Below are 15,564 nucleotides of genomic sequence, written 5' to 3'. Positions count from 1 at the left end.
TCATCGCCTGTGACGGAAGTGAATAGCAATATAGCCTCCGTTGCGCGAATCCGATACAAAGGAATCAATGGCTTATGATCTTGCCAACTTGCCCCTGAGGGCCCTGATCGGGCCGCTCGCCCGCGCCGACGACCTTTTGGCGCGCCTCGACGAGCGCGTGCACAAAAGCCCGGTCCGCGACGGTTTTGTCGAACGCTCCCACTTCGGCGACGCGGCCGCCGCGCTGTGGCTCGACGGCGAACTCGTCCATGCAGAGGACCTCGTGCTGCACGACGCCCCTATGGACATCCGCACCCCGACCCACGAGCTCACCCGGGCGCACGCCGTGCTGCGCAGCCGGCGCCGCATTCTTTTGCACCCACCCGACTGGGCGCTTTCTCGAATTAGCATTTTGGCGTTGCGCGGCCGTGAAGGGCAGGGCGGCGACTGGTCGATTCCGGGACGGGCCGGCTCCGAACCCGCTGCCCCGACAGCGGCCGCCGGGGCGGACGACGACGCCGGCGGCAGTGGGCTTGCCGATGAGACTGAACAATCCGATGCCCTGGCACAAGAAATGGCCGAGATCGATGCCGTGCTGGCGCGCTCCAGCCGGCTGCTGGCCGGCGAAAATGTGGCGCCGCGCGCAGCGGACAGCTCGGATGTCGACACAGCAGGGCACGGGCGACAGCGCGGGAGGCCTTGCCGAACAGTCTCGGGCCGCTGATCCGCGACCTCGACTGGGACGAGGACCTGCGGCTGACCGACTGGCTCGCCGTGGTCGACCGGCTCCGCGGCGAAAACATGCCGGCAGTGATGCAAGCGGCGATCGCCTGGGAGGCGTGGCAGGACGTCGAACCGCTGCAGCACCAGCACTGGCTCGGCACGCTGCTGGTCGCGGCGCTGCTGCGCCAGACCGGGAAGGTCGGCTCACATCTTTTTTGCCTGCATGCCGGCCTGCGCATGGTTCCGCGCGACCGGCGCAAAAGCCCCCTCCGCACCACTCGGTTGCTGGCCGCACTCGACGCTTTTGCGGAGGCCGCTGCGGCCGGGCTCAAGGAGCACTATCGGCTGGTGATGGGCAAATGCCAGATGGAGCGCCGGCTGAGGAAGCGGCGAAAAAACTCGAGCATGCCGGCGCTGATCGAACTGGTGCTGGCGCGGCCGGTGGTGTCGGCTGGTCTGATTGCGGCCGAGCTGAAAATCAGCCAGCGCGCCGCGCTAGACCTGGTCGCCGAACTCGGCATCCGGGAGGTGACGGGCCGGGGGCGCTACCGGGCGTGTGGGATATGTAGAATCGCCCGAACTTGCGCTCCGGCAAATCCAAATCATGCAGATGGCGGTGGCACTCAAAGACGATCTACAGACCGAAGTAACGCAGGATGTCGCCTTCGATAGACGGGCCGTTCTTGATGCCTGACAGAGCCTCGGTGTTTAGTCAGTGACAAGATCGCAATGTACCCAATATAGTCCGATCACTTTCGGGCTTGGGGGCCATCATGAAGAAGACACTGATCGCCGCGATCATCATGATCACCGGAGCAATTACGGCCAACGGTATCTTTGTCACCTGGCCAGCTCTTCGGGCGAAGGCTGCCGACTCGAGGAACGAGAACGTATCTCTCTATGCCCACTACGGATGGGGCGTGAACCCGACAACCCTCGTCCTAGACCTCTGGGATATCTCGCCGACTGCGAGCATGGCGGACGTCGACCGGGTTCTCCTGGATACGGCCGAGGCCTTCAAAAACCGCTTGGTCTCGAAGGTTGAGTTGGCCCTCCGCGGCCGGACGCGCTTCCGATTTGAGGGTTCCTATTTTCCGGCAACTTGGCGAAGAACGTGATTGGCAGAACCCCGTCTTTACAATCCGGACTATGGCAGAGAACACGAAGGATCCCGAGGGTCGGCCTTCATTCGAGACTTGGACTGGCGGCTGGCTTGGTGTGATCAACAGGCAGATGGAAGACCATCACGAGATGCACCGTCAGTGGTACATCAACGACCTCTCACGGCGTATTGACGGCTGAATGAAAGGTGCGAACAACTATCTTCGCTTCGTTACTGGCTATGGCATCAACGGTGGCCTCTGCCGACAATGACACGGTGGTCGACTTCGAAGACACGCCCGCCCTCCATTTCTCCATTGGCATCGGCGGCAAATCCGTCGCAGTCGTCCCTGCCTTCGAGGACTACGCGTTCATGATGTTCGATGCATGTGACGCGATGAGCTGTCGAAAGAAGACTGCATGTATATCCGATGAATGCCTCGCTCGGGGGAAATGCGATCGCCACCCATCCTCGATGGCAATAGGGTCATCGTCTATGATCGCGAACTGTCGCCGATAGTCGGCAGTACAGGTGCGATGGCCATCATCGCCCATGAGCTGGGGCATCACTAGTGCGGACACATCGGAACTCCGGTAGACCCGATGCAGGAATTGGAGGCCGATCGCTTTGCGGGCGCAACTCTGCGCAAGGAAGGGGTCAGCCTGGAAGGCGCGTTGTCTGTAACGGAATTGCTCGACCGTCGTCCGTCCAGGTCGCATCCCGAAAAGGTTGCCAGGGTAGCGGCGATGACCGATGGTTGGAACGATCCGGAAGCTGCCAAAAACTGCAGGCGGTAAACCGGATCAGCAGGAGCCGCTTCGAAGCGATTTCACAAGCCTGCTGACAACAGGGGCGAACGCCTGCTTCTGGCTAATGTCGTACTCTATCCGGAAATACGCGGCCGCACCGTCACAGGCAGGGATGGCGCGCTCGTAAAGGATGCGACCGCCCTTCGTCCCGGACCAGCTCGCCCATGCCGGATGCTGCTTGCGGTAGGTGACGTTCCAGCCGTCAGCGACGTCCTCATCGATCCGCCATCGGACCTCCTCCTGGAAATCGCCCTCTGTCAGATGGCTGCCCCAAACCCTCAGCTCGGTGCGTTCGTCGGATGACCTGGAAACTCCTCCGTCGCCATTGGCCGCCTCACTCACGGCCGAGAACCCGGGCGGAATATCGATCCGGTATCCGAACCGCGCGTTGCCATATGTGCTCCACTCGGCGGCCATGCTTGTTAAGGTCGCCAACCCGATCATGGCCATCGTGGACATTAGACGTGTCAAAGGAACAACCAAATGGACGTCGATAAAAGAAGCATTGATGTCCGGATCATTCAATTTATCCCAAGCCTCCGGGCACAGAACGACAGCTTGCCCAAGGAAGCAAGAGGCATGACCTCCGTTCGGGATGCTGATTTCCACCGACCAAGAAGCAGTTCAACTCCGTGGAGGAAGCCCTGTGGGAGGAAAGTCGAGACAATGATGTGGCAGAGAAGAGACTTCCTATCGTTCGGTCGGAGGCTATGCTGCTTGCGATGACACATCAGGCTGGCATGCATCAGATTGAAGGATCCGGCAAATCGCCCGTCACCCAGCCCGGCCAACTGCAGGTACTGTACGGTGCCATGCGTTGTCGCGTCGCATGAGACTGTCTTCATCCACATGTAGAGTTCGACAAACTTATCGCCGCCGACGGTCGAGGGGAGTTGCTCGAATAGGTCGACGCAATTCGACGACAGGTTTTTCAGTTGCCAGAGCGCGTATTCCTTCGAATTAACGACCTTGGTGAGCCTGCTCGTATCCTGGGTGTTCAACTCTTCCTCAATCCACTTCGTTTCAGATGGCGACAACCTCGGGATTCGGCTGTCGAAATTTCGCCAGTAAGCCAGCGCCACCTCGGCCAATTCTCGCCGCTCACCAGGATTGAGAGTGTCCTGCGACAGCCTCAGGGCCTTACTGACTGTGACATCTATCTCCTTCGTGCTCCCGAAGGCGGATGGGGCCGCTGCGGACAGCAACGAAATCGAGAGGAAAAAGCTCGTGAGCGGTTTCATTGTTGCAGACTGCTGATGCACTCGCCGTGGAAGTTTGGGTGTCCTGACCGGGCGCGAGACCGGTAATTTCTCTGGGGTCGAATACAGGTCGTTAGGCCCGCGTAGTCCATGAGCGCCGCTTTGTTCGGAGGGAAAGCGATGGCGGTGGAATGGACGATCACGATCGAGGGCAGGAACGAGTTCGGAGACGTTTGCCGGAAGGCGGTCCGCATCGACAAGAGCTGGGAACGTCTGTTTGACGGCGACCTCGGCCTGTCGATCGAGGACAGCAAGACCATCATGGCGGCGCTGCAGAGCGCGGTCGTGAACCATGAGGCGGAGACGTATTCCGTCTTTCGTCGGGTCTGCCCGGATTGCCACAGGTTTCGGCCGGTCAAGGACTACACGACGCGACGGATCCGGACTGTCTTTGGCATCGTGGAGGTGCGCAATCCTCGTTGGATGCTGTGTCGGGATTGTTACCCAGGCATGGTCGATGCCTTTGCGCCGCTGCGGGAGATCTGCCCGGATCGAGCGACATCCGAGCTGATGGAACTGACGGCGCGGCTGGGGAGCATGATGCCGTACCGGCAGGCTGCGAGAGTGCTTGCCGAATTCCTGCCCGTCGAGCCGACCGAGACGCATGCCACCGTGCGCAAGCGAACCATCAGGATTGGCGAACGGCTCGACGATCAGGTTGCTGAGGAAGAATTGCACGCAAGGGCGCAAACGGACGAACGACGCCAGCTTGAAATGCAGCTTCCTGGCGATCGACGCAAAGAGTTCGTCATCAGCATCGATACTGCGCATGTTCGCAGCGCCGATTCCAATTCCGCGCGCAACTTCGAGCTCGTTGTGGCCCGATGCGGCCGCGGCGGGCGGGGCGAAGGCGGCGGTCGCTATTTCGTGACCGGCAGCACCGACCAACGGGCAATCCGGGATCGCGCCCTTCATGCCCTTTGGGAAGTAGGCTACCGCGGCTTTGGCGATGTGACGGTGATTTCGGACGGCGCCGAAATCCTGAAGCGGCTACCCCGCGCAATGCCGAAGCCGACGGCCCACATCATCGACTGGTTCCACATCGCCATGAAGGTCCAGCCGATGCAGCAGATCGCCAATCATATGGCTCGATCCCGATCGGGTCTCTCTGAAGCGCTTCCCGCAATCGACCGTGACATCAGAGCGGTGAAGTGGCGCCTGTGGCATGGGCGGGTCGATCGCGCGATCACCGATCTGGAGCAACTCTTGGAGAGGGTGAAGGCTTCGCAAGGAGACAGCGAGTTCTCCATCGCCGGACTTCAAAGCCTCGGCTTGCAGCTCCTGACCTATATCCGTTCGAACCGCGGCGCGATCGTCAACTATGGCAAGCGCTACCAAGCCGGCCTTCGCGTCGCAACGACTCTGGCTGAATCGGCGGTGAATTCACTTGTCGGTAAGCGGATGGTCAAGAAACAGCAGATGCGGTGGTCGCTCCACGGTGCTCACATGCTCATGCAGGTCAGGACGGCAGATCTCAACGGCGAGCTTCGCAATCGATTGCGGGCACCGTTCCGACAGCCAGAGCCGAACGTGCCACCACTATTCAAGCCCAAACCGCCTCTCCTGCGCGCCGCCTAACCCCAGAGAAGTTACCGGTCTCCACAATACCATTTCGTTCATGCCGGCAATCCCGCCTCGGAACTCTGATCAGGAACGCAGTGCGAGGCGTCTGACCCAAAAAGTCGAAAAACAAATGTCCTGCCGGTGGGGAGGGCACCGGCAGGACATGCCGCAATTTGGTCGCGGCTGCGTGGCGACCGGAGGGCGCGGCAACTGGTTGCGAAGTAACGTGGGTCTCCGTTTGCTCCGATCGAGACACTTCTGCCGCCTATCGCAGGAAACGCTTCTCGTCGTGTCGGGTTTGTCATGTCCGCAGCACAGGCTTTGTTCCCAATCATTGTTTTGCTTCGGGCTAAATAGCTGAAAAGAAGCCATAAAATTTCTTCGTTGGTCCGATCAGCCAAATTGGCGCGGGTTTTGAAACGCTTCGGTGTGGGGCGGCGGGGGATGAAACGGTTATCGCGCCCCTGCACTTGGTCCTTATCGAAGAACCCGAGGTGCACCTCCATACGCAGGTCCAGCAGGTCTTCATCCGCCAGGCGTATAAGATTCTCCGGAATCACGACGAGCTCGGAACCAAAGAACCCTTCCGCACCCAGATGGTGGTAAGCACACATTCAAGCCACATCGCGCACGAATGCGAGTTCGACTCGCTCCGGTATTTCCGGCGTCTACCGGGCAATGCAACGAGTATTCCGACCTCATGCGTCCTGAACCTCAACGATGCGTTCGGCGGCGATCCAGAGACAAAACGTTTCATCACCCGCTACCTTAAGGTGACGCACTGCGATCTCGTCTTTGCCGATGCGGCCATTTTCATCGAGGGGCCAGCCGAACGCATTCTCGTTCCTCATTTTGTGAACGAGCATGCTGAATTCGCCAAGCTGTCCGAGAGCTACATCACTTGGCTAGAAATCGGTGGAAGCCACGTCCATCGCATGAAAGCACTGGTCGAGCGAATTGGCCTAACAACCCTTATCATCACCGATCTCGACTCTTGCGATGCTGAGGGGAAGGTCGCAGTACCGGTCAGGGGCCAGAACTATACCTCCCGCAATCAGACCCTTCGAACTGGGTGTCCGGCAGCCACTCTCCTCGATGAGCTTCTGGACCAGCCTGACGCGGACAAGATTCTGACCTATGCCGATGAGCGCTTCGCGATTTGCGTGGCCTACCAAAGTCCGGTGCAAATCACCTTCAAAGGCACAGCGGCAGAAGCGCTGGCCTACACGCTTGAAGATTCGATCGTCTATGCGAACTTGCCTCTCTTCGCAGGCCTCAATGGCACAGGTCTCATTGCAAAATTCCACACAGCCATCACCGAAAGCGCAGATAGTGAACCGCGCCGGGTTTGCCGGAGGCTCCAAACCTTGAGAAGGTGGAGCCATCATGAGCAAGACGACGAACAGGTTTTCTCCCGAGGTGCGCGCCCGAGCGGTGCGCATGGTTTTGGATCACGAAAGCGAGCATGGTTCGCGCTGGGCGACGGTGTCCTCGATCGCGGCAAAGATCGGCTGCACGGCGCAGTCGCTCAATGAGTGGGTGAAGAAGGCTGAGGTGGACAGCGGCGTGCGCGCCGGCCTTCCCACCGAGGTTGCCGAGAAGCTGAAGGCTCTGGAGCGGGAGAACCGGGAGCTTCGGCAGGCCAACGAGATCCTGCGCAAGGCGTCGGCATATTTTGCCCAGGCGAAGCTCGACCGCCCGTTCAAGCCATGATCGCGTTCATCGACGATCACCGGGAGGCGCATGGGGTCGAGCCGATCTGCAAGGTGCTGCCGATCGCGCCGTCGACCTACCACGACCATGTCGCCAAGCGGCGCGATCCCTCCCGGCTGTCGGCGCGGGCGAAGCGCGATGAGGAACTCAAGGTCGAAGTGCGGCGCGTGTTCGAGGAGAACTTCCGGGTCTATGGGGTGCGCAAGGTCTGGCGGCAGCTGAGGCGGGAAGGCTTCGACGTCGCCCGCTGCGCCGTCTCGCGGCTGATGCGCCAAATGGGTGTCGAAGGGGCGATCCGCGGCAAGCCGGTGAAGACCACGATCAGCGACAAGGCCGCTCCCTGTCCGCTCGATCAGGTCAACCGCCAGTTCCATGCCCCGGCCCCGAACAGGCTTTGGCTCTCCGACTTCACCTATGTCGCGACCTGGGCCGGCTTCGTCTATGTCGCCTTCGTCATCGACGCCTATGCCCGTGGCATCGTCGGCTGGCGGGCGAGCAGGACCGCCCATGCCGGCTTCGTTCTCGATGCCCTGGAACAGGCGCTCCATGACCGGCGCCCCGTCCATGGCGGCGGCCTGGTCCACCACAGCGACAGGGGAAGCCAATACGTGTCGATCAAATACACCGAGCGCCTGGCCGAGGTCGGCGTCGAGCCGTCGGTTGGCAGTGTCGGCGATTCCTACGACAATGCGCTCGCCGAGACGATCAACGGCCTATACAAGGCTGAAGTGATCCATCGGCGCGGGCCGTGGCGCTCCTTCGAGGCCGTCGAGTTCGCGACCCTGGAGTGGGTCGACTGGTTCAACAATCGCCGGCTGCTGGAGCCCATCGGCAACATCCCGCCGGCGGAAGCCGAGGCACCTACTACGCCATACTCGAAGAGCCGGCCATGGCAGCGTGACTCAAACGAAACAGCCTCCGGCAAACCCGGCGCGGTTCAAGGGAACAAGGCGGAGTTCGCATTAGACCTGCTTGAGATTGAAAACCCAATCGCCCTCGCTCCACCACCTTACATCCGTGTTGGGCTTCTATGGCTGGCCGAACAGCTTGAACACAAGCAGCTTGAACTCGGCATCGTGAAAGTGATCGAAAATCCCCTTCCAGCAGTAGTAAATGAAATTGCCGGAGGGGCGGCATCCAGCGCCAAATCCTTGAACTTCAGGAAGAGGAGGTTAAAGGCCGGCCTGGCACAAAGGCGTCCATATCCCGCCTCGCGCAGATCGAGTCCAAGGGACATCGTCTTGATCGTTTGGATCAGATCAAAACATTCACCTACACCCCAACGGCGACAATCGAGAACGAAATGCGCTGAACCACAGCGAAGTGATCAAGATTTTCTCGTCGTTCCTGCAAACCAAGCCACTGACGCAACGGCGTCTTGTCGAAAAATCCCCGTTCCTTTTCATCGACGAAGGCCAAGACACCACCACGGCGCCCTCGTGGATGCATTACTCAGCGTTCAGTAGGCACACAAAGAGCGTTTCAGCCTTGGTTTGATCGGCGACACGATGCAGCGCATCTACGCTGACGGAAAAGACCGGATTGAGGATGAAATCCCCGCGGGCTGGGCAGTCCCGGCAAAAAAACTCAATCATCGCAGTCCAAAACTGTCGTTCGTTTGATCAACCAGATCCGCTCGTCTGCGGACGTTCATACCCAAGAGCCCCGTGATGACGCGATCGAGGGCTGGGCTCGCCTCTTCGTATTTCCCACAGGTACCGACAACAAACCTGCGCTGGAGCAGAAAATCCTGGAATACATGGCGGAGATCACCAGCGATCCGCTTTGGAAAAGAATTGATGATTGCAAAATCTTGACGCTCGAACACCACATGGCTGCGCGCCGGATGGGTTTCGAACGGATGTTTGAGGCCTTGGCATCCGTCGACGAATTTCGCACCAGTTTCCTGGATGGCACTTTCGGCCCCGCCCGCCTCTTCACCCACTGTGTGCTGCCATTGGTCACTGCTCAAAAAAAGAGAGACAAGTTTGCAGCCACCAGAGTCTTACGGGAACTGTCGCCGTTGCTCAGCAAGGACAGTTTAAAGGCTTCGCAAAAACCGGCGGACCAATTGGCTGCAGCTCAGGCAGCGATCACCCACCTTATGGGGCTATGCGCGAGCACCTCGGCCGCCTCGGCCTCGCTGGCATCACGCCGTGGAAGCACACCTACCCAGCGATCGAATTCCGCCGGCGGCGGCCCGGCACGGTCACGCTCACCGAACAGCACACAGGTGCTCGTCGTGCTGCTGCCGGATTGCGCACCGAAGATCGGCCACACCCGCTCCAGACCCCAACCGCCGATGATCGCTAGATGGGTTTTCGAGCAAAGCTGCCACTTGGTCCCACACCAAGTTCCCGCACAGCGCCAAAATGCTGCTAGAAGCTGGTGACTTCCATGAAAGGGACTTTCAGGGCGGCACAGAGGCTTCTCATCGACGAGGAGTGGAGTCCGTTGTCGCCGGATACCAAATGGCATGGCGGCTTAGCGCCATTTTGCGCACAATGAACGAGCGCTATGACGGGGACCTTTTCGTTTGCGGCCGCGTTTAACCGATGCCCTGAGGTCATAAAGATTTCGTTGAGTGCGCAAGCGGCCACGTATACGTCGGAATCGAGTTCGACAATTTCGATGTCCGACTCCGATATCTCATCGGCCAAGCTCTTGTCGAAGATACGAACCTGGTCGAAAACCTCTTTGGGTACCGCAATGCGTTCGACTTTCGCTCGTTGGAACAGAGCGGCTTTCAGGTTTCCGCCAGCTTCGCTAAAATAGAGGCATGCCTCTAGATCAAGCACAAAGTTGATGCCGCTATAGGCCATGCTGTTATGGCCCCAGCCGGTTAACACCGATGGCGGCGATCTGCTTTATCGTACTTGGCTTCAGATTGGTGAGCCGGTACGCATCGAACTGAGAGATTGCCTTCCTGTCGACGGCGGCGGTGAGCATGTTAGGCAGAAGATATCCGAACCTGGCAATCTGCGAGCTAATTCCACCGCCCCCGCTGTTTTCCTCACCTTCGTCTTCTTCTTCGATCATGGGGACTTCAGACGGCAGGGTCGCAGACCACGCAGCGTAAAAGCCTTTGCTCAAGCCCAAATCAGAGACGCGTAAGGCGCTCGCCTGCTTACTGGCGCCAAATCGTCTGGAAAGGAGATCAACGACGGCCCTGGCACCCCTTCCCGCGACGCTTTTATAGGCTTGGGAAAATTCCTCCGCAGGCATCATGACCGAGGCAGTCACCGAGTTGCAGAATCTTTCAACCTGGTTGTTGAGAATGGCGGGGTCTGAAACTCCCGTTTTGCCAAGGAGCACATGCACCACTTCATGCATCAGTGTGAACAGCTTGGTAGCGGGCCGCTGCCCGGTTGTATTCACGAAGATGATGGGAAAGTCACCGGTAGGAGAGTAACAAAACCCACGGAACGGGTCCGCTACCCTATCGCAGAGCACGATGATGCCTTTCCGCTCTAGCGATACACGCGTCTCCCTGAACGTTAGGGTAGGATCCACCGATCCATCGACGCGCTGGACGGGGACATAGAGCGATTTCAATAGCTTTCGCGCGGTCGACTGCTGATGGATGGTCACGCTATTTGTATTGGCGAACCTGGCGCAGTCTTCGAACGCTCGGTCCGCCAGGTAGGCGGCGATAGAACGAGCACGCGCGATTCGCGTTAGTCCTGCCGATGTAAGAACCGCTGGCCTATTATTGGCGGCGCGAAAATCAGGCATATTGGCGTCGATTTCTACGTCTTTGGCGAACAGGAACTGGACCGGTACAGCCAGAGCGGAGGCAAGTGAAAACGCCACTCGCTTGCTGACGTCGGTTGGGGTTGTTTCCATTTCAGTCAAGAAATCTGGTCGGATATTCGCCTCAATCGCGACCGCTTCAATTGACAATCGTCGCGCGCGGCGGATGCTTTCCACTGCCGAAGGTCGGGGGGTAAGTTTCAATGGCATCTCAGTCGCTCGCAACAGAGTGTTTTCGTCTGAATGAGTTTTCCGGACTGCTTCAACTAGCGTTCGGATTGAATTTGGCGCTGTCGATTTTTAGAGAGCTGGCAATCGTTCCTCGAGGACGGCTTGCACGCCAGATCGCGGCAATCGAAACGTTAATCGGATCAAGAAAGGTGAGAAACCCCTCATCAGCCGGCAGCCTTCGGGCACGTTTGGAATCGGCAAAGCGAGAGATCGTCATCAATGACGATAGTTTGGCCACTTGGGTAACATGCTGCGCGGCCGTCACATCCTTGTTCGGGCTAGCGGCCCTGTATTGGTCGTTCTACGCTGCCGTGGACCAGTCTTGCATGGGCGAGCAGCTCGCTCTCTTTACGACCATTGTGCATTTCGTTCCCCTCCCATTGGCTATTCTAATCCTCTACGCCAGAGCCCATTTTGTCTATAAAGACGTTTGGCAAAAGATCAATTTGCTTAAGCAAGATGCACTCGCATAACAATTGGCTGCTCTAACACAGCGTCTCGCAAGGCGATCGGCCAAGGAAGCTTGCGAACCGCCCGACATCGCGGACGTAGTTGCGCTGCGCCTCCTGGCTGAACCGGCGCATGGTCATGTCGTCAATCAACCGTTGGCGCGGCGGCCTGATCGGTGCATCGAGAACAGGGTGGGGGTGGTCAGGCTTCTTGTTGACGAAGCCTGTGATGCTCTGCCCCGCCGAACGACGCTCAATGCGGGCGCGGCAACCGGATCGTGACCTCTACCTTACCACGCGCGTCCATCCCGCGCAGCGGGTTGTTCTCCGACCATTGCGGTGATTGTCGCTGTTCGGCGACAGCTCCGGTTCTTCCAATTAGGTGATGATCACGCTTCGCAGGAGCTAGTGTCGTTACGACGCACTTGAAGTTCCTTCACTGACGTTCCTCGCGATAACGCTAAGCGCCTGATCATATCCACGATCTTGATATAATCTTCGAGGACGTCGCCGGATCGAGACTGTCGGTTGCCCCAGCACCACTAAGGCCGCCCTTGGTGATACCGCCGCGGACCGGCCCCTGCGCGCGCGCAGCGCTGGCGAGGATCGAATTGACGAACGTCGCTGAAACGCCGAGCGCCGTCGCACGGCCGAGAAATTCACGTCGGCTCAGGCGGCCCGCAGCGACGTAACGGCCAAGATATTCGAGTTCCTGCGACATGAGATGTTCCTCCTCCCATTCATTGTTTCGTGCTAATGTCAGCGCTTTATCAAGCTCAGCGGAAGCGAGCGGCCAAAGAATCTCTATTTAAATGGTAGTGGTCAAATACCGATTGTCGTCCCACATCATCTCGTTTCAAGATCGTTCACACGCAGGGCGGATCTGGTTCCGAGATGCGCGACAATCGATACTGACGAAATGACGTGTGATCGAACTACCTGATCGAAATTGTGGCCCGTGCTATCTGGCTACTTCCGCTCCAATCTGAGTCTGCGCGATGTCAGGGAAATGCTGCTCGATCGCGGGATTGTCGTTCCCTACGAGACCATCCTCCGATGGTGCCGATGCACTGCCTGATTATGCCCGCCGCATACGCCGAAGGCGCAAACGAAAACGATGTCTGGCACCTCGATGAAGTCGTGGTGCGCATCAACGGTCAGAAATCCTGGGTGTGGCGAGCGGTTGATCAGGACGGATATGTGCTCGACGAGATCGTCCAACGCGCCGCAACACTGCGAAGTCGGTAGCTTCGGCCGAGATAGAAGATACTTTCGTTGCACTGCGCCTGAGCTCAAACCACTCACCGTCAGATCGTAACGGCGCACGCGCTTGTCCACGATCGCCGAAGGCTGCTCTACATTTTCAGCGATGGTTCATGGACGAAGGGGCTGCATGGCTCCGATCACGATCGGCCGAGCTTGAACGACTAAGCGGGCAGACAATCGTCTAAGGTGATTGTGAGGGACCTTGGATTCCGCTGGGGTTCGTGCAGCAAGCATAGGACACTCTACTTTAACCGGCGACTTCTACAGCTGCCGGTACAGGTTATCGACTACGTGGTGCTACACGAACAGGTTCACCTGCTGCATCACAACCACTCCAAGCAATTCTGGAAAGCGATGGACAGCGTGCTTCCAGACTGGCTTGTTCGTAAGCAAGAATTGGAACGCGATTGGGTAGGTTTGCGCGTTTCGCTTTGGCGACTCCGTCGGAGGCCCCCGCTGGCGAAGGGATTGCCTCCACGAGTAAGGTGTCGCGGCGATGAGTTGCCGCAGGTCAAGCTCAGCGAAGCCGATCGACAGTAATGCCCCCACAGGCGGGGATATTCTCACGTGTCAGCGCTCGCCGCCCCAACTGCATTCCGTGTATTCGAGGGCTGAAAGCACGATGCCGATCCCTGACTACCAATCGCTCATGCTCCCGGTTCTTGAGGTCGCTTCGAAGGACGAAACCTCCGTTCCACTAGCCGAGGCCGAGATTGCTGCACGGTTTGGTCTCACCGCTGAAGAGCGTGAGCAGCTGTTGCCGAGCGGCAAGCAGCACGTGCTACACAACCGTATCCACTGGGCGAAATTCTACATGAGCAAAGCGGGACTGCTCGCCCCTCCCGCACGAGGGCGGTTCGTTGCCACCGAAGCAGGTCGGTCATTGCTCACCAGCGGCCCTGGCCGCATCGACGTGAAGCTGCTATTGAAACACCCAGAGTTTAGGAAGTTTTACAAGGGCAACGGCTCCGATGATAGTGCAGGGGATGCGATATGTAGGTGACAGCGATTGGTGCCCCCCTGAGAGGCTGAGATTACGTGGCGCAATGAGCCGGACGGACCTGACAAAATGCTGAAGTACTTCGATGAGATCGCGCCTTTCATTTTCAATGATCGCTGCCATCCAGTGGCACCGTGGGCGGATCAGGAGAATGTTCTTGGATTGAGCTATGAGCAGATCATAGGCGACCAAGGACGCGAAGTTCAGCTCGAGACCATTCGCAGAATTGTAGAGTTTTGCGAGATCGAGCGGCCGCCGCAGCCTGAGCTGATCTTAAACCAGCTGATCGGACAGCAGACCTTCACCCTGTCTAGCGGGCGAACTTCGTGGGAGGCTTGCTGGAATGCCGAGATCGAGGCGCGGTTTACCGCGCTGGGAGGGACGAGACTCAACGAGCGATTCGGATTCGGTTCGAGATAGATTTCAGGCTGTCGCAGAGCCCGGCGATGGCAGGTTACGCTCGGAGCCGCTCGCCGGACATTTATGCGAGCGATATTCTCGAAAGGCGCGCTGACCACTGCCCACCTGCCGCCCGCGCAATCACTTCCTGAAGTGCCGACATTATATGCCACATCTCGGCGACAACACGGTTCACGCGCGTTGACGATACCGTTGGCCATCGGGGGCACGGTGCTCGAAGCAGAACCTGTGGGATGGCTGCTGCGGCTTGGGAAACTTATGAGATTCGGGCAAAACGGGGAGCACGCCACCGACGTCTCCGATATCGTGCCGTCCATCCGCCAGCGCGGCATCCTCCAGCCGCTGCTTGTTCGCGAAAACGGCAGTCCGGACGCTTTCGACATCGTCGCCGGGCGGCGGCGCTACTACGCCGCAAAGACATTCGTCGATGAGGGGCGAGCCGGTCGAAGCCCTGCGAGCCATCATGGAACCGGCGTGGATGCGGCCGCTCTCGCAGCCTCGCTGATCGAGAACATCGCGCGGCTCGAGCCGGATGAAGTCTCGCAAATGGAGACCTTCGCCAACTGCTCAAGGCAGGCGGCGCTGTGCCCGCCATCGGCAATACCTACCGCCGCGAGATCGACGCCAGAGCGTGCGCTATTTGACACTGGCGAACTAGGACCGGTAGAGGAATGGCTGGCGCAGTTCAACAGTCCCGACACCTACGCCCCGCGCCGCGGGCTTGAAGGCGTGACGAATCCACCATGGCCGCGCTGTTTGCGACCTATGCCGGCCAGATCGTCGCCGATCTCTTTGGCGAGGATAGCTATTTCGCCGACGCGGATACGAGGCGACTGCGCGGCGCAAGGCAGCCTATCTCCGGATGGTCCGATGTCATTGTTCTGGACGCCAATCACTATTTCCATTCCTGGGAGTACGAGAAGATACGGAAGAAGAAGGGCGGCACAGCCCGCCTACAACCTGGCTCACACCATCTGCCAAGCCATTTGCGGTTCTCTGCTTCTTTCACAGGAAAGGCGCAGCAAGAACGGGGCATACCTCGATACAAGCGTCCGCAGCCCTCAACATGCGTTCACTTGGTTTAAATCCTGGCAGCATTCCCAGGATCATGGCGTTAAGGAACCGCGATCCACCCAGGCGCGGATGAGTCGTGTGCCCTATCGCCAATCTGTAATTTGAAGGCCGACCGCCATCGGAATGCAATATTCCCCGCATTTGAGACGCCAGATGCTCCGCGTTTCTTTTTACCTTCCCCGCTCATCTTTTGTTCTCGTCGAGATAGATCAACAAATGACAA

The 15,564-nt window shown here is 58.8% G+C and carries 16 protein-coding genes, 3 pseudogenes and 1 other annotated feature; of the genes and pseudogenes, 13 read left to right on the top strand and 6 right to left on the bottom strand.

Features of this window, described 5'->3' with window-relative positions:
- Positions 1-67: 67 nt before the first annotated feature.
- The 4 genes from EOB36_RS35730 (at position 68) to EOB36_RS10855 (ending at position 2,601) form a co-directional block, all read left to right on the top strand.
- Entirely contained in the window at positions 68-703 is a 636-nt protein-coding gene (locus tag EOB36_RS35730) for a hypothetical protein (RefSeq protein ID WP_206637152.1), read from the top strand.
- A complete protein-coding gene (locus EOB36_RS35725) occupies positions 679-1,374 on the top strand; it encodes an RHE_PE00001 family protein (protein WP_281035477.1) in 696 nt (231 codons plus the stop codon). Before EOB36_RS35730 ends, EOB36_RS35725 begins: the two co-directional genes overlap by 25 nt.
- A 101-nt stretch (positions 1,375-1,475) precedes the next feature.
- Positions 1,476-1,820: a hypothetical protein gene (locus EOB36_RS10860; RefSeq protein WP_128284833.1), complete on the top strand. Its 345-nt coding sequence runs from the start codon at positions 1,476-1,478 to the stop codon at positions 1,818-1,820.
- 586 nt (positions 1,821-2,406) lie between these two features.
- On the top strand, positions 2,407-2,601 hold the full coding sequence (locus tag EOB36_RS10855) for a hypothetical protein (RefSeq protein WP_128284832.1): 195 nt from the start codon (positions 2,407-2,409) through the stop codon (positions 2,599-2,601).
- A 6-nt stretch (positions 2,602-2,607) separates the two neighbouring features.
- Here the strand turns inward: EOB36_RS10855 and EOB36_RS10850 are convergent, their stop codons facing one another.
- Positions 2,608-3,138: a hypothetical protein gene (locus tag EOB36_RS10850; RefSeq protein ID WP_245467729.1), complete on the bottom strand. Its 531-nt coding sequence runs from the start codon at positions 3,136-3,138 to the stop codon at positions 2,608-2,610.
- Positions 3,135-4,166 (bottom strand): hypothetical protein, encoded by a 1,032-nt coding sequence (locus EOB36_RS10845; RefSeq protein WP_245467743.1) that lies wholly within the window; start codon positions 4,164-4,166, stop codon positions 3,135-3,137. Before EOB36_RS10845 ends, EOB36_RS10850 begins: the two co-directional genes overlap by 4 nt.
- Here EOB36_RS10845 and EOB36_RS10840 point away from each other — a divergent pair.
- The 3 genes and pseudogenes from EOB36_RS10840 (at position 4,065) to EOB36_RS10830 (ending at position 8,049) form a co-directional block, all read left to right on the top strand.
- Positions 4,065-5,450, top strand: a complete 1,386-nt coding sequence (locus tag EOB36_RS10840; protein WP_245467737.1) for an ISKra4 family transposase — start codon at positions 4,065-4,067, stop codon at positions 5,448-5,450. The genes EOB36_RS10845 and EOB36_RS10840 overlap by 102 nt on opposite strands.
- A gap of 455 nt (positions 5,451-5,905) precedes the next feature.
- Positions 5,906-6,970: a TOPRIM nucleotidyl transferase/hydrolase domain-containing protein gene (locus tag EOB36_RS10835; RefSeq protein ID WP_245467727.1), complete on the top strand. Its 1,065-nt coding sequence runs from the start codon at positions 5,906-5,908 to the stop codon at positions 6,968-6,970.
- A pseudogene (locus EOB36_RS10830) lies at positions 6,876-8,049 on the top strand (IS3 family transposase). Before EOB36_RS10835 ends, EOB36_RS10830 begins: the two are co-directional and overlap by 95 nt.
- Positions 7,103-7,219 (top strand) — a sequence feature (AL1L pseudoknot). Its footprint overlaps the pseudogene before it by 117 nt.
- A 371-nt stretch (positions 8,050-8,420) precedes the next feature.
- Here EOB36_RS10830 and EOB36_RS34645 read toward each other — a convergent pair.
- Positions 8,421-8,567 (bottom strand): hypothetical protein, encoded by a 147-nt coding sequence (locus tag EOB36_RS34645; protein ID WP_206637151.1) that lies wholly within the window; start codon positions 8,565-8,567, stop codon positions 8,421-8,423.
- A 199-nt stretch (positions 8,568-8,766) separates the two neighbouring features.
- Between EOB36_RS34645 and EOB36_RS34640 the strand changes: the two genes are divergently transcribed.
- Positions 8,767-9,540 carry a hypothetical protein gene (locus EOB36_RS34640; protein ID WP_206637150.1) on the top strand — a complete coding sequence of 258 codons (774 nt, stop codon included), beginning with the start codon at positions 8,767-8,769 and terminating at the stop codon, positions 9,538-9,540.
- Here EOB36_RS34640 and EOB36_RS10820 read toward each other — a convergent pair.
- Both EOB36_RS10820 and EOB36_RS10815 read right to left on the bottom strand, forming a co-directional pair.
- Positions 9,527-9,970 carry a hypothetical protein gene (locus tag EOB36_RS10820; protein WP_126038466.1) on the bottom strand — a complete coding sequence of 148 codons (444 nt, stop codon included), beginning with the start codon at positions 9,968-9,970 and terminating at the stop codon, positions 9,527-9,529. The two genes, EOB36_RS34640 and EOB36_RS10820, sit on opposite strands and share 14 nt — an antisense overlap.
- A 4-nt stretch (positions 9,971-9,974) precedes the next feature.
- Positions 9,975-11,111: an ImmA/IrrE family metallo-endopeptidase gene (locus tag EOB36_RS10815; RefSeq protein WP_084831477.1), complete on the bottom strand. Its 1,137-nt coding sequence runs from the start codon at positions 11,109-11,111 to the stop codon at positions 9,975-9,977.
- Between EOB36_RS10815 and EOB36_RS10810 the strand changes: the two genes are divergently transcribed.
- The gene (locus EOB36_RS10810; RefSeq protein WP_128284830.1) at positions 11,105-11,605 is read left to right on the top strand and encodes a hypothetical protein; all 501 of its coding nucleotides are present in this window, start codon (positions 11,105-11,107) and stop codon (positions 11,603-11,605) included. The genes EOB36_RS10815 and EOB36_RS10810 overlap by 7 nt on opposite strands.
- Before the next feature lie 484 nt (positions 11,606-12,089).
- Here EOB36_RS10810 and EOB36_RS10805 read toward each other — a convergent pair.
- A pseudogene (locus tag EOB36_RS10805) lies at positions 12,090-12,302 on the bottom strand (twin-arginine translocation signal domain-containing protein); the annotation flags it as partial.
- A gap of 249 nt (positions 12,303-12,551) precedes the next feature.
- Here EOB36_RS10805 and EOB36_RS10800 point away from each other — a divergent pair.
- The 4 genes and pseudogenes from EOB36_RS10800 to EOB36_RS10780 form a co-directional block, all read left to right on the top strand.
- A pseudogene (locus tag EOB36_RS10800) lies at positions 12,552-12,802 on the top strand (DDE-type integrase/transposase/recombinase); the annotation flags it as partial.
- 667 nt (positions 12,803-13,469) lie between these two features.
- Positions 13,470-13,850 (top strand): winged helix-turn-helix domain-containing protein, encoded by a 381-nt coding sequence (locus EOB36_RS10790; protein ID WP_128284828.1) that lies wholly within the window; start codon positions 13,470-13,472, stop codon positions 13,848-13,850.
- 66 nt (positions 13,851-13,916) lie between these two features.
- Complete coding sequence (locus EOB36_RS10785; protein ID WP_128284827.1) at positions 13,917-14,267, top strand: hypothetical protein; 351 nt, start codon at positions 13,917-13,919, stop codon at positions 14,265-14,267.
- A 63-nt stretch (positions 14,268-14,330) separates the two neighbouring features.
- Positions 14,331-15,446 (top strand): ParB N-terminal domain-containing protein, encoded by a 1,116-nt coding sequence (locus EOB36_RS10780; RefSeq protein WP_128284826.1) that lies wholly within the window; start codon positions 14,331-14,333, stop codon positions 15,444-15,446.
- Positions 15,447-15,564 lie beyond the last annotated feature (118 nt).

Origin of the sequence: Mesorhizobium sp. M6A.T.Cr.TU.017.01.1.1 (assembly GCF_004023115.1) — a bacterium.
In the GTDB taxonomy this organism is placed as follows: domain Bacteria; phylum Pseudomonadota; class Alphaproteobacteria; order Rhizobiales; family Rhizobiaceae; genus Mesorhizobium; species Mesorhizobium mediterraneum.
This window is presented reverse-complemented; position numbering and strand designations above follow the sequence as displayed.

What these genes read in the sequence shown, in the direction of transcription:
- EOB36_RS35730 (WP_206637152.1), top strand. Translation starts at nt 68, where the DNA reads ATGGCTTATGATCTTGCCAACTTGCCCCTGAGGGCCCTGATCGGGCCG.
- EOB36_RS10860 (WP_128284833.1), top strand. Translation starts at nt 1,476, where the DNA reads ATGAAGAAGACACTGATCGCCGCGATCATCATGATCACCGGAGCAATT.
- EOB36_RS10855 (WP_128284832.1), top strand. Translation starts at nt 2,407, where the DNA reads ATGCAGGAATTGGAGGCCGATCGCTTTGCGGGCGCAACTCTGCGCAAG.
- EOB36_RS10845 (WP_245467743.1), bottom strand. Translation starts at nt 4,166, where the DNA reads ATGGTTCACGACCGCGCTCTGCAGCGCCGCCATGATGGTCTTGCTGTC.
- EOB36_RS10820 (WP_126038466.1), bottom strand. Translation starts at nt 9,970, where the DNA reads ATGGCCTATAGCGGCATCAACTTTGTGCTTGATCTAGAGGCATGCCTC.
- EOB36_RS10810 (WP_128284830.1), top strand. Translation starts at nt 11,105, where the DNA reads ATGGCATCTCAGTCGCTCGCAACAGAGTGTTTTCGTCTGAATGAGTTT.
- EOB36_RS10815 (WP_084831477.1), bottom strand. Translation starts at nt 11,111, where the DNA reads ATGCCATTGAAACTTACCCCCCGACCTTCGGCAGTGGAAAGCATCCGC.
- EOB36_RS10790 (WP_128284828.1), top strand. Translation starts at nt 13,470, where the DNA reads ATGCCGATCCCTGACTACCAATCGCTCATGCTCCCGGTTCTTGAGGTC.
- EOB36_RS10785 (WP_128284827.1), top strand. Translation starts at nt 13,917, where the DNA reads ATGCTGAAGTACTTCGATGAGATCGCGCCTTTCATTTTCAATGATCGC.
- EOB36_RS10780 (WP_128284826.1), top strand. Translation starts at nt 14,331, where the DNA reads ATGCGAGCGATATTCTCGAAAGGCGCGCTGACCACTGCCCACCTGCCG.